Origin of the sequence: Escherichia sp. 93.0816, from assembly GCF_013368855.2 — a bacterium.
GTDB classification, from domain to species: Bacteria; Pseudomonadota; Gammaproteobacteria; order Enterobacterales; family Enterobacteriaceae; genus Escherichia; species Escherichia ruysiae.
Genome location: NZ_JABWNC020000001.1, coordinates 307,697 through 320,911, shown reverse-complemented (window position 1 = coordinate 320,911; position 13,215 = coordinate 307,697). Strand labels below are relative to the sequence as shown.

Genomic DNA, 13,215 nt, shown 5'->3' with positions numbered 1-13,215 from the left:
TAATCACGCTCACATTACGTGACTTATTCTAACAAAACATTAACACCAACTCGCAAAATTTTGTTCTAAACTTGATCTCAACGAAATGGCAGCACTTAAAACGTGATAAAAATCACATTTTTATCGTAATTGCCCTTTAAAATTCTGGGCGCCGACCCCATGTGGTCTCAAGCCCAAAGGAAGAGTGAGGCGAGTCAGTCGCGTAATGCTTAGGCACAGGATTGATTTGTCGCAATGATTGACACGATTCCGCTTGACGCTGCGTAAGGTTTTTGTAATTTTACAGGCAACCTTTTATTCACTAACAAATAGCTGGTGGAATATATGACTATCAAAGTAGGTATCAACGGTTTTGGCCGTATCGGTCGCATTGTTTTCCGTGCTGCTCAGAAACGTTCTGACATCGAGATCGTTGCAATCAACGACCTGTTAGACGCTGATTACATGGCATACATGCTGAAATATGACTCCACTCACGGTCGTTTCGACGGCACCGTTGAAGTGAAAGACGGTCATCTGATCGTTAACGGTAAAAAAATCCGTGTTACCGCTGAACGTGATCCGGCTAACCTGAAATGGGACGAAGTTGGTGTTGACGTTGTCGCTGAAGCAACCGGTCTGTTCCTGACTGACGAAACTGCTCGTAAACACATCACCGCTGGTGCGAAAAAAGTGGTTATGACTGGTCCGTCTAAAGACAACACTCCGATGTTCGTTAAAGGCGCTAACTTCGACAAATATGCTGGCCAGGACATCGTTTCCAACGCTTCCTGCACCACCAACTGCCTGGCTCCGCTGGCTAAAGTTATCAACGATAACTTCGGCATCATCGAAGGTCTGATGACCACCGTTCACGCTACTACCGCTACTCAGAAAACCGTTGATGGCCCGTCTCACAAAGACTGGCGCGGCGGTCGTGGCGCTTCCCAGAACATCATCCCGTCCTCTACCGGTGCTGCTAAAGCTGTAGGTAAAGTACTGCCAGAACTGAATGGCAAACTGACTGGTATGGCGTTCCGCGTTCCGACCCCGAACGTATCCGTAGTTGACCTGACCGTTCGTCTGGAAAAAGCTGCAACTTACGAGCAGATCAAAGCTGCCGTTAAAGCTGCTGCTGAAGGCGAAATGAAAGGCGTTCTGGGCTACACCGAAGATGACGTAGTATCTACCGATTTCAACGGCGAAGTTTGCACTTCCGTGTTCGATGCTAAAGCTGGTATCGCTCTGAACGACAACTTCGTGAAACTGGTATCCTGGTACGACAACGAAACCGGTTACTCCAACAAAGTTCTGGATCTGATCGCTCACATCTCCAAATAAGTTGAGATGACTTTGTGATCTAAAAAGAGCGACTTCGGTCGCTCTTTTTTTTTACCTGATGAAATGAAGTTAAAGGACTGCGTCATGATTAAGAAAATTTTCGCCCTTCCGGTCATCGAACAAATTTCCCCTGTCCTCTCCCGTCGTAAACTGGATGAACTGGACCTCATTGTGGTCGATCATCCCCAGGTAAAAGCCTCTTTTGCATTACAGGGCGCACACCTTCTCTCATGGAAGCCTGCGGGTGAAGAAGACGTTCTGTGGTTGAGCAATAACACTCCGTTCAAAAATGGCGTCGCCATTCGCGGTGGTGTGCCAGTTTGCTGGCCGTGGTTTGGTCCGGCAGCACAACAAGGTCTGCCTGCGCACGGTTTTGCCCGTATTCTGCCGTGGACGCTGAAATCGCATAGTGAAGATGCCGATAGCGTGACACTGACTTTCGAACTGACGCAAAGCGACGAGACGAAAAAATACTGGCCGCACGACTTTACGCTGTTAGCGCATTTCCGCGTGGGTAAAACCTGTGAAATCGATCTTGAAGCGCATGGCGAATTTGAAACCACCTCTGCTCTGCATACCTACTTTAACGTGGGTGATATTGCTAAGGTAAGCGTCAGTGGTCTGGGCGATCGCTTCATTGATAAAGTGAATGACGCGAAAGAAGATGTACTGACCGACGGTATTCAGACCTTCCCTGATCGTACCGATCGCGTGTATCTGAATCCGCAAGATTGCAGTGTGATTAATGACGAAGCGTTGAATCGTATTATTACCGTTGGTCACCAGCATCATCTGAACGTCGTCGGCTGGAACCCCGGCCCGGCTCTTTCAATCAGCATGGGCGATATGCCAGATGATGGTTACAAAACCTTTGTCTGCGTAGAAACCGCTTACGCCTCTGAGGCACAAAAAACGACCAAAGAGCAACCTTCACATCTGGCACAATCCATTCGCGTTGCGAAACGTTAATTTGTGCTAGTTTTATATGCCGGGTGCGATGCATCCGGCATTTCCCAACATCACACCATATCCAGCGCAGTTTTACCTTTTGGTGCCGGATACGCTTCATCCAGCATGGCTAATTCCTCTGACGAAAGCACAACCTCAAGCACTGCTGCATTTTGTTGAACATGCGCAATAGTTGCCGCTTTTGGAATCGCCATCACGCCCTGATGGCTGATTACCCACGCCAGCAATACTTGTGCCGCGCTGATATTGTGAGCTTGCGCAATTTTATTGACCACCGCGTTTTTTAGCAGCCCATTGCGCAGCCGCCCGGCCTGGGCTAACGGACAGTAAGCCATCACCGGCATCTGCTGTTGCTGGCACCAGGGGAGTAGATCATACTCAATCCCTCGTGAGCCGAGATGATAAAGCACCTGATTAGTGGCACACTGATTTCCTCCCGGCACCTGCCAGAGCTCCTGCATGTCAGAATAATCAAGATTAGAAACACCCCAGCGACGAATTTTGCCCTGAGCGATCAGTTTTTCCATCGCTGCGACAGTGTCTTCAAAAGCGAAACTGCCAGACCAGTGTAATAAGTAAAGATCGAGATAATCCGTATTGAGTCGGCGTAAACTGGCTTCACATGCGTTAATCGCTTTTTGTCCGCCGGCATTCCACGGATAGACTTTAGAGACGAGAAAGACTTTATCACGCAGACCGGTTAATGCTTCACCGACCACCTTCTCGGCACCGCCATCGGCATACATTTCGGCGGTATCAATGAGGGTTAAACCAAGGTCAATGCCCGCGCGTAGTGCAGCCACTTCGGTTTTGCGCTGGCTGGCGTCTTCGCCCATATACCATGTTCCCTGCCCTACGGCTGGCAGTGAGACATCGCCACTAAACGGAATCATTTTTCGTTGCATTGTTTCCTCCAGGTTTTTGCCCCACCGTAATGCAAAACAGGGCGTCACGCCCTGTTTTTATGCACAAAATGCCCTGGAAAGATGCATTATCAGAATTTGTAGGTGATCCCGGTCGAAATCAGACCCGTCCAGGATTTATCCACCATCGGGCTGTCGGTAACTTCATCAGACAGACGAGTGTAGCGTGCGGTGCCGTAAACACTCCAGTCGCCGAGGAAGTTGTAGCTGGCACTCAGCTCCAGGTAAGGACTCCAGCTGTCATTCGGGTTATAGCCACGCAGACCGCTGCGAGCGGATTCTTTGCGCGATACGCCATAATAGTATTCGTTATGGTTTTCGCTGTTCCACTGCACACCGATACCCGGAGTCACGGTCAGGCCGCCGTTGGTGTAACGGTACAACCAGGCCATATCCCACACGATACCGTTGCTGTTATCCAGTGTGTCGCCTGCCAAAGTGGTACGCAGATAACCGTACTGGGTAAAGTGTGCGTAGGACAGACCGGCCATCATGGTGCTCTTACGGTCATCCAGGTGGCGCATTTGGTGATCGCCACTGTCTTTGGCTTTGAAGTAAAGCGGCGACCAGTAAGCGGTAATAGAAAGTTTATCCGTTGCGTCATTCCACAGGTAGTAACCACCACCTAAGCCACGGAACCAGAAGTTATCGCCTTCATAGTTGATTACCGGTACTGGGTAAACATCGGTATCGTAATCTTTATAGGGGTGTTCAACGACACCTACGCCTGCGCCCAGGGAAAAACCTTCAGCGTGCGCTACGCCTGCAGACGTTGCGATAAGCACTCCAAGTGCCAGAAGTTTGAGTTTGGTCACAATTAATCATTCCTTAAACAAATGTTTAGCGGGCGACAAAGTTTACCCGTCAATACATCGAAACCCAACCTTTTTACATTTTCATTTCTAAAGGTAACTGTTTAATTTTCCTGACGCTGATGACATCGGGCTTACACCTGAATGAATTTTGCGTTACTGGCGGCAATATTCTTTACATTAATTATGCAATTTTTATGGATGAGTTGTTGATATGCCATTGAAATCCAGAAAGCCATGCAGGCAAGTTTTCCATTTGCCATCTACGCTTAATTTTGAAGGTGTATCACCGGGCACGTTGTTCTCGCAGTCGGTAAGATGGCATGAGAGTTGCTGTGTTTTAGCAAGAGACGTCGTTCAGTTTACCTCTTCCGGGAGCCTCTACTATTCATATGAACGGCTCTTAACCTGTGCTAAAAAACGAAAGGACGGCATACCATGAATATATTCGATCACTATCGCCAGCGATATGAAGCTGCCAAGGACGAAGAGTTCACACTGCAGGAGTTTCTTACCACTTGTCGGCAAGATCGCAGTGCTTATGCCAACGCGGCTGAGCGGCTATTGATGGCTATTGGTGAGCCAGTCATGGTCGATACGGCCCAGGAGCCCAGACTTTCTCGACTCTTTTCCAACCGGGTCATTGCACGTTATCCGGCGTTTGAAGAGTTTTACGGCATGGAAGACGCGATTGAACAGATTGTCTCTTATCTGAAACACGCGGCTCAGGGGCTGGAAGAGAAGAAACAAATCCTGTATCTGCTGGGGCCTGTAGGTGGGGGTAAATCATCGCTTGCTGAGCGACTGAAATCATTAATGCAGCTCGTGCCTATTTATGTATTGAGCGCCAACGGTGAGCGCAGCCCGGTCAACGATCATCCGTTCTGTCTGTTCAATCCACAGGAAGATGCGCAGATCCTGGAAAAAGAGTATGGCATTCCTCGCCGTTATCTCGGCACCATCATGTCGCCGTGGGCTGCGAAACGTCTGCATGAGTTTGGCGGCGACATCACTAAATTCCGGGTTGTGAAGGTCTGGCCGTCTATTCTGCAACAAATTGCCATCGCCAAAACGGAGCCGGGCGATGAGAACAACCAGGACATCTCCGCGCTGGTAGGGAAAGTCGATATTCGTAAACTCGAACACTACGCGCAGAACGATCCGGACGCCTATGGTTATTCCGGTGCGCTGTGCCGTGCAAACCAGGGGATCATGGAATTTGTCGAGATGTTTAAAGCACCGATAAAAGTGCTGCATCCCCTGTTGACCGCCACCCAGGAAGGTAACTACAACGGGACGGAAGGTATCTCCGCCCTGCCATTCAACGGGATTATTCTCGCCCACTCGAACGAATCCGAATGGGTCACTTTCCGTAATAACAAAAACAACGAAGCCTTCCTCGACCGTGTTTACATCGTGAAGGTGCCGTATTGCTTGCGCATTTCCGAAGAGATCAAAATCTACGAGAAACTGCTTAATCACAGTGAATTGACTCACGCCCCATGCGCGCCTGGTACGCTTGAAACGCTGTCACGTTTTTCCATTCTTTCGCGTCTGAAAGAGCCAGAAAACTCCAGCATTTATTCAAAGATGCGCGTTTACGATGGCGAAAGCCTGAAAGATACCGACCCGAAAGCCAAGTCGTATCAGGAATATCGTGATTACGCAGGCGTCGATGAAGGGATGAACGGTCTGTCCACGCGTTTCGCGTTTAAGATCCTCTCCCGCGTGTTTAACTTCGATCACGTGGAAGTGGCGGCTAACCCGGTTCACCTGTTCTACGTTCTTGAACAGCAGATTGAGCGCGAGCAGTTCCCGCAAGAGCAGGCAGAACGCTATCTGGAGTTCCTGAAAGGTTATCTGATCCCGAAATATGCCGAGTTTATCGGCAAAGAGATCCAGACGGCTTATCTCGAATCCTATTCCGAATATGGGCAGAACATTTTCGACCGTTATGTCACCTATGCGGATTTCTGGATCCAGGATCAGGAGTATCGCGACCCGGATACCGGGCAGCTGTTTGACCGCGAATCTCTTAACGCCGAGCTGGAGAAAATTGAAAAACCGGCGGGGATCAGCAATCCGAAAGATTTCCGCAACGAGATTGTCAACTTCGTGCTGCGCGCCAGGGCGAATAACAGCGGACGCAATCCGAACTGGACCAGCTACGAAAAACTGCGCACGGTTATTGAGAAGAAAATGTTCTCCAATACCGAAGAGTTGTTGCCGGTCATTTCGTTTAACGCCAAAACCTCAACCGACGAGCAGAAGAAACACGACGATTTTGTCGACCGTATGATGGAAAAAGGCTACACCCGTAAACAGGTGCGTTTACTGTGCGAATGGTATTTGCGCGTACGTAAATCGTCTTAACAACAAAGGCCCGGTGCACATGCTACCGGGCCTACAACGACAGCGAACCGTAGGCCGGATAAGCGAAGCGTATCCGGCAATACAGGTGCAGCATACAGTTGGCAAATGCAGTACGGGGGGCATATGACCTGGTTTATTGACCGGCGTCTGAACGGCAAAAACAAAAGCATGGTGAATCGCCAGCGTTTTTTACGCCGTTATAAAGCGCAAATCAAACAGTCGATCTCCGAGGCCATCAATAAGCGTTCGGTGACCGACGTCGACAGCGGCGAATCCGTTTCTATCCCAACGGAAGATATTAGCGAACCGATGTTTCATCAGGGGCGTGGCGGCCTGCGCCATCGCGTTCATCCGGGCAATGACCATTTTGTACAGAATGACAGAATTGAACGTCCCCAGGGCGGCGGCGGTGGCTCCGGCAGTGGTCAGGGTCAGGCCAGTCAGGACGGTGAAGGTCAGGATGAATTTGTCTTCCAGATTTCGAAAGACGAATATCTCGACCTGCTGTTTGAAGATTTAGCCTTACCAAATCTGAAACAAAACCAGCAACGCCAGTTGACCGAATATAAAACGCATCGGGCAGGCTACACCGCTAACGGCGTTCCTGCCAATATCAGCGTGGTGCGTTCATTGCAGAACTCACTGGCGCGACGTACCGCGATGACCGCAGGCAAGCGGCGGGAACTTCATGCTCTGGAAGAAAATCTGGCCATCATCAGCAACAGTGAACCTGCGCAATTGCTGGAGGAGGAACGGCTGCGCAAAGAGATTGCCGAATTACGCGCCAAAATTGAACGTGTTCCGTTCATCGACACCTTCGATTTACGTTACAAGAATTATGAGAAGCGCCCCGATCCCTCCAGTCAGGCGGTGATGTTTTGCCTGATGGACGTTTCCGGGTCGATGGATCAATCCACCAAAGATATGGCCAAACGTTTTTATATATTACTGTATCTGTTTCTCAGCAGAACCTACAAGAACGTCGAAGTCGTTTACATCCGCCACCATACCCAGGCGAAAGAAGTTGATGAACATGAGTTTTTCTACTCACAGGAAACTGGCGGCACCATTGTTTCCAGCGCCCTGAAATTGATGGATGAGGTAGTGAAAGAGCGTTATAACCCGGCGCAGTGGAATATCTACGCGGCACAAGCGTCGGACGGCGATAACTGGGCTGATGACTCTCCACTTTGCCATGAAATTCTGGCGAAAAAATTGTTGCCCGTTGTTCGTTATTACAGCTATATCGAAATTACCCGCCGCGCTCATCAAACATTGTGGCGGGAATATGAGCATCTGCAATCTACTTTCGAAAACTTTGCGATGCAGCATATCCGCGATCAGGATGATATTTATCCTGTGTTCCGCGAGCTATTCCATAAACAAAATGCAACTACTAAAGACTAAAACCATCAGCCGGGTCATTATTGCCTGGCTGATTTTTAGCTCACTGTAAATTAATTCATTTATTACATACGTTAGTTTACAATTGCTTTAAATATGTCGGCATCAGCTTTACAGAATTTAGTTCCATAAAAAAATCATTCGGAAAAAATAATTCTGTTAACACGTTTTTTTTCAGGGGTATTCTTTAATTATTTTTTTATCGATAAGGAAATTTGATCCTGGTCAAAACTATATATCTCTGCCATCAATAAAATCCAGCACTCACATTGCTCTCCTTTTTATGGTTTCTATGGGTACACAAAAATTAAAAGCTCAAAGCTTTTTTATTTTCAGCTTATTACTGACATTAATTTTATTTTGCATCACCACTTTATATAACGAAAACACCAATATAAAACTCATCCCACAGATGAATTACCTGATGGTTGTTGTGGCTTTATTTTTCCTCAACTCCATCATCTTTCTTTTCATGCTAATGAAATATTTCATTAAGCGTGATATTTTCCCAACACTCATTTTAAGTCTTGCTTTTTTAAGTGGTCTTTTCTATTTAACTGAAACCATTTTCATTATTCATAAGCCTATCAATGACAGCACACTTATTCAGACGAAGTCGAATGATATTTCCATATTATATCTATTTCGCCAGCTAAGTTTCATTTGCTTAACCGCACTGGCTCTCTACTGTTATGGACGAAATAGCATCCTGACGAACAACAAGAAAAAAACCTGTATCTTGTTGCTGGCGCTGATACCTTTTATATTTTTCCCTTTTCTGGCACACAACCTGAGCAGCTATAATCCTGACTACTCTTTGTATGTCGTAGATTATTGTCCGGATAGTCATACGGCGAGCTGGGGAATTAACTACACCAAGATTTTGGTTTGTCTGTGGGCGTGTTTACTGTTTTTTATTATCATGCGTACACAATTAGCAAGCGAGATGTGGCCGTCAATTGCATTATTATGCCTGGCATCGCTCTGCTGTAACTTATTACTACTGACTCTGGATGAATATAATTATACCATCTGGTATATCAGTCGTGGCATTGAGGTTTCGAGTAAACTGTTTGTTGTCACCTTCTTGATATATAATATATTTCAGGAACTACAACTTTCCAGCAAACTAGCGGTTCATGATGTACTGACCAATATTTATAACCGTCGTCACTTTTTCAACAGTGTAGAGTCATTACTCTCTCGCCCTGTTGTGAAGGATTTTTGTATTATGCTGGTAGATATTAACCAGTTCAAACGTATAAATGCTCAATGGGGCCATCATGTGGGCGATAAAGTTCTGGTTTCCATTGTCGATATTATCCAGCAAAGTATCCGCCCCGATGACATCTTCGCACGTCTGGATGGTGAAGTGTTTGGCTTGCTATTTACCGAATTGAATACCGCCCAGGCAAAAATTATCGCCGATCGGGTGCGTAAAAATGTCGAACTCCTGACCGGTTTTAGTAATAGATATAATGTCCCTGAACAAATGACCATCAGCATTGGCTGTGTTTTTTCCACGGGTGATACGCGTAATATCTCGCTTCTCATGACGGAAGCAGATAAAGCGTTATGTGAGGCGAAAACCGATGGCGGCAACAAAGTGATTATTCATTATATTTGAGTGCAAAATTATTCAAAGCCATGCATTTTGCATGGCTCTGGCATACAATTTATTACCAATACCCCTAAATTTCCCCTCCCCAGCGGCGCAGAGATGAGTATAATTAGCGCCCCTGTACCAGGCCGCAATCGAACTTTATCTGGTTTTCTCGTTTCACTAACCGAAGGAGTGCCATTTATCATGAAATTGCACCATAGAATGCTCCGGCATTTTATCGCCGCAAGTGTCATTGTGCTGACATCTTCCTTCCTTATTTTTGAACTTGTCGCCAGCGACAGGGCTATGAGTGCTTATTTGCGCTATATCGTCCAGAAAGCAGACTCCTCCTTTCTCTATGACAAGTATCAAAATCAGAGCATTGCCGCACACGTGATGCGCGCGCTTGCTGCGAAACAGTCTGAGGTGTCGCCAGAACAGCGACATGCCATCTGTGAGGCTTTTGAGTCTGCCAACAATACCCATGGCTTAAACCTGACTGCCCATACTTATGCGGATTTACACGGAACATTGCAGACTGCATCCACTGACTGCGACACAATTGTCGAAGCAGCGGCGCTATTACCGGCATTTGATCAGGCGGTGGAAGGTAACCGCCACCAGGATGATTACGGTTCCGGTCTTGGGATGGCCGAAGAGAAATTTCACTATTATCTCGATCTCAATGACCTCTATGTCTATTTTTATGAGCCGGTTAATGTTGAATACTTCGCGATGAATAACTGGTCCTTCTTGCAGTCAGGAAGCATTGGTATTGATCGTAAAGATATTGAAAAAGTGTTTACCGGTCGCACCGTATTATCGAGCATTTACCAGGATCAGCGTACTAAACAGAACGTGATGAGTTTGCTGACGCCAGTCTATGTTGCCGGGCAATTAAAAGGTATTGTGTTGCTGGATATTAGTAAAAACAATCTGCGCAATATTTTTTACACTCATGACCGCCCTCTCCTCTGGCGTTTTCTCAATGTTACGCTAACCGATACAGATTCGGGACGCGACATTATTATCAATCAGAGCGAAGATAATCTGTTTCAGTATGTCAGTTACGTCCATGACTTGCCTGGCGGCATTCGTGTTTCGTTATCCATTGATATTCTTTACTTTATTACATCATCATGGAAAAGCGTTGTATTCTGGCTGCTGACAGCATTGATATTACTCAATATGGTACGGATGCACTTCCGCCTGTACCAAAATGTGACTCGTGAAAATATCAGTGATGCGATGACCGGGCTGTATAATCGCAAAATATTAACGCCTGAACTTGAGCAGCGTTTACAGAAACTGGTGCAGTCCGGTTCTTCGGTGATGTTTATTGCAATTGACATGGACAAGTTAAAGCAAATAAATGACACCCTCGGTCATCAGGAGGGCGATTTAGCCATTACGTTATTAGCTCAGGCGATTAAACAGTCGATTCGTAAAAGCGATTATGCCATCCGGCTCGGTGGCGACGAATTTTGCATTATTCTCGTCGATTCGACGCCGCAAATTGCAGCACAACTGCCTGAACGTATCGAAAAACGTCTGCAACATATCGCGCCGCAGAAAGAGATCGGCTTCTCTTCCGGTATTTACGCGATGAAAGAAAACGATACGTTGCATGATGCATATAAAGCTTCCGATGAGCGTTTATATGTCAATAAGCAGAACAAAAACAGCCGTTCATGATAATCTTCTGTGGTTGTTTGCTTGTAATCCCAGGAGCGTGAAATGACTGAAATGGCTAAAGGAAGCGTGACGCATCAGCGGTTAATCGCTTTATTATCACAAGAAGGCGCTAACTTTCGCATCGTTACCCACGAAGCGGTGGGTAAATGCGAAGCGGTGTCAGAAATTCGTGGCACCGCTTTGGGTCAGGGTGCTAAGGCACTGGTGTGTAAAGTCAAAGGTAATGGCGTAAATCAGCATGTTCTGGCGATCCTCGCTGCCGATCAACAAGCTGAGCTTAGCCAACTCGCCAGCCACATCGGCGGGTTACGTGCTTCGCTGGCCAGTCCGGCGGAAGTCGATGAACTGACAGGCTGTGTCTTCGGTGCTATCCCTCCATTCAGCTTCCACCCAAAACTCAAACTGGTCGCCGACCCGCTACTCTTTGAGCGATTCGATGAGATCGCCTTCAATGCGGGTATGCTGGATAAATCCGTTATTCTGAACACCGCAGATTATTTACGCATTGCACAACCCGAACTGGTCAAATTCCGTCGTACTACGTAACTAGCGGGTTCGTTCAATAAGCAGAACAGATAGCACCAGCACAACCGCAATGGCAAAAAACGATGACGTGATAATCAGTGTCTCAACGAACATTTGATCGTTCATGGTTTTACCCCAGGAGATACCTGTTTTCACGTTATTGTTAGCGCGCATAAATGGCAATTTGATGACAATTTGCCTGATTTTTATGCATAACGCGTAATTGTTCTCTGCTTCCTCTCATCAGCAGGCGTAAAGTAGGCAGGCTTATTATTTTTTGGCAAGGAAACCACGATGTTTGATGTCACTTTGCTGATCCTGCTCGGGTTAGCTGCGCTGGGCTTTATCAGCCACAACACCACTGTCGCCGTTTCAATACTGGTGTTGATCATTGTCCGCGTCACACCGTTAAGCAACTTTTTCCCGTGGATCGAAAAACAAGGACTGAGTATCGGGATAATCATTCTGACTATTGGCGTTATGGCCCCCATCGCCAGCGGGACACTGCCGCCCTCAACCCTGATTCACTCGTTTCTGAACTGGAAATCGCTGGTGGCAATTGCAGTAGGCGTTATTGTCTCCTGGCTGGGTGGGCGCGGCGTGACGTTAATGGGCAGTCAGCCGCAACTGGTTGCCGGGCTGCTGGTGGGCACGATTTTAGGCGTGGCGCTGTTTCGCGGTGTGCCGGTCGGTCCGCTTATTGCCGCAGGTCTGGTCTCTCTGATCATCGGGAAACAGTAGTTAATCCCGCAATATACCGGCCTGGCGTTTGCCCCAGGCCTTTCTTAAACATGGTAATAAAAGCCGTTGTTGAATCATACCCCAGCATATGCGCCACTTTCTGAACACTATCGCCGTTCACTAACCTCTGAAGTGCCAGAATGAGCTGCAACTGATGACGCCACTGACGAAAGCTCAACCCCGTCTCTTTAACTATCAACCTGGCAAGATTACGTTCACTCATCGCAAAAAAATTTGCCCATTGTCCTAATGTCCCCCATTCAACGGGCTCTTTTGCCATCGTATCCACCATCACGCGGATTTTGGGGTGTGAAGAAACGGGTAACTGCAACTGTTGTTGCGGTTGCTGAGGGAGTTCATCAAACAGCACCTGAATTAATCTGCGCGTCATTGGTTCAGCACGTTGAGCTGCTGTTCTTTTTGCCAGCGTTAAAATTAATTCACGACATAAAGGCGCAATTTTCAGCGTGCAACATTTGCCCGGCATTATCACCGCACTGGATTCAATAAATAAAAAACAAAGCTCGGCATTCGCTGTCACCTGATTACTATGCTCCACACCGCCAGGAATCCATACCGCATATTGTGGCGGCACCATCCACAGCGCATTTTCCACCGTACAGGTAATGGCTCCACGCAGCGCCAGTATCAGTTGTCCTTTGCGGTGCTGATGCACAGGACTGGTCAATTCATCCTTTCCGGCATGAATACAAAATGCGACCGCCGTTTCATGGTGAAGATCGGGTTCATAACCATTGAGATTTAACCTGTGCATCATTTTGTCCGAATTTAGCGATAATTTGTCATTTTAGCTTGATTCAACATAGCAATAAAAACGCTAAGGTACAGC

General features: G+C 47.2%; 12 protein-coding genes. 8 read left to right on the top strand and 4 right to left on the bottom strand.

Going from position 1 to position 13,215, the window contains the following annotated elements; genetic code table 11:
- Nucleotides 1-324: 324 nt before the first annotated feature.
- Both gapA and HEM79_RS01660 read left to right on the top strand, forming a co-directional pair.
- Nucleotides 325-1,320, top strand: coding sequence for a glyceraldehyde-3-phosphate dehydrogenase (gapA, locus tag HEM79_RS01665; RefSeq protein ID WP_000153502.1), 996 nt, complete (start codon nucleotides 325-327; stop codon nucleotides 1,318-1,320).
- Between the two features lie 84 nt (nucleotides 1,321-1,404).
- Nucleotides 1,405-2,289 carry a D-hexose-6-phosphate mutarotase gene (locus tag HEM79_RS01660; RefSeq protein ID WP_176241166.1) on the top strand — a complete coding sequence of 295 codons (885 nt, stop codon included), beginning with the start codon at nucleotides 1,405-1,407 and terminating at the stop codon, nucleotides 2,287-2,289.
- Between the two features lie 50 nt (nucleotides 2,290-2,339).
- On the opposite strand, the gene yeaE is transcribed toward HEM79_RS01660, so the two are convergent.
- Nucleotides 2,340-3,194: a methylglyoxal reductase YeaE gene (yeaE, locus tag HEM79_RS01655; protein ID WP_176241167.1), complete on the bottom strand. Its 855-nt coding sequence runs from the start codon at nucleotides 3,192-3,194 to the stop codon at nucleotides 2,340-2,342.
- 89 nt (nucleotides 3,195-3,283) lie between these two features.
- The gene (mipA, locus tag HEM79_RS01650; RefSeq protein WP_000163764.1) at nucleotides 3,284-4,027 is read right to left on the bottom strand and encodes a scaffolding protein MipA; all 744 of its coding nucleotides are present in this window, start codon (nucleotides 4,025-4,027) and stop codon (nucleotides 3,284-3,286) included.
- 435 nt (nucleotides 4,028-4,462) lie between these two features.
- On the opposite strand from mipA, the gene yeaG reads away from it, so the two are divergent.
- From yeaG to yeaK, 5 genes are all read left to right on the top strand, one after another.
- On the top strand, nucleotides 4,463-6,397 hold the full coding sequence (yeaG, locus tag HEM79_RS01645) for a protein kinase YeaG (RefSeq protein ID WP_001019882.1): 1,935 nt from the start codon (nucleotides 4,463-4,465) through the stop codon (nucleotides 6,395-6,397).
- A 123-nt stretch (nucleotides 6,398-6,520) separates the two neighbouring features.
- The gene (locus HEM79_RS01640) at nucleotides 6,521-7,804 is read left to right on the top strand and encodes a YeaH/YhbH family protein (RefSeq protein ID WP_000219690.1); all 1,284 of its coding nucleotides are present in this window, start codon (nucleotides 6,521-6,523) and stop codon (nucleotides 7,802-7,804) included.
- A gap of 280 nt (nucleotides 7,805-8,084) precedes the next feature.
- A complete protein-coding gene (locus HEM79_RS01635; protein WP_176241168.1) occupies nucleotides 8,085-9,428 on the top strand; it encodes a sensor domain-containing diguanylate cyclase in 1,344 nt (447 codons plus the stop codon).
- A 180-nt stretch (nucleotides 9,429-9,608) separates the two neighbouring features.
- Nucleotides 9,609-11,099 carry a diguanylate cyclase DgcJ gene (gene dgcJ, locus HEM79_RS01630; protein ID WP_176241169.1) on the top strand — a complete coding sequence of 497 codons (1,491 nt, stop codon included), beginning with the start codon at nucleotides 9,609-9,611 and terminating at the stop codon, nucleotides 11,097-11,099.
- A 42-nt stretch (nucleotides 11,100-11,141) separates the two neighbouring features.
- Nucleotides 11,142-11,645 (top strand): mischarged aminoacyl-tRNA deacylase, encoded by a 504-nt coding sequence (gene yeaK / locus HEM79_RS01625; RefSeq protein WP_176241170.1) that lies wholly within the window; start codon nucleotides 11,142-11,144, stop codon nucleotides 11,643-11,645.
- Here the strand turns inward: yeaK and yoaI are convergent, their stop codons facing one another.
- Nucleotides 11,646-11,750, bottom strand: a complete 105-nt coding sequence (yoaI, locus tag HEM79_RS01620) for a small membrane protein YoaI (protein WP_176241171.1) — start codon at nucleotides 11,748-11,750, stop codon at nucleotides 11,646-11,648.
- Between the two features lie 168 nt (nucleotides 11,751-11,918).
- Here yoaI and HEM79_RS01615 point away from each other — a divergent pair, with 168 nt between their 5' ends.
- Nucleotides 11,919-12,365: a DUF441 domain-containing protein gene (locus tag HEM79_RS01615; RefSeq protein WP_176241172.1), complete on the top strand. Its 447-nt coding sequence runs from the start codon at nucleotides 11,919-11,921 to the stop codon at nucleotides 12,363-12,365.
- On the opposite strand, the gene HEM79_RS01610 is transcribed toward HEM79_RS01615, so the two are convergent.
- Nucleotides 12,349-13,143 (bottom strand): AraC family transcriptional regulator, encoded by a 795-nt coding sequence (locus HEM79_RS01610; RefSeq protein ID WP_105284788.1) that lies wholly within the window; start codon nucleotides 13,141-13,143, stop codon nucleotides 12,349-12,351. The two genes, HEM79_RS01615 and HEM79_RS01610, sit on opposite strands and share 17 nt — an antisense overlap.
- Nucleotides 13,144-13,215 lie beyond the last annotated feature (72 nt).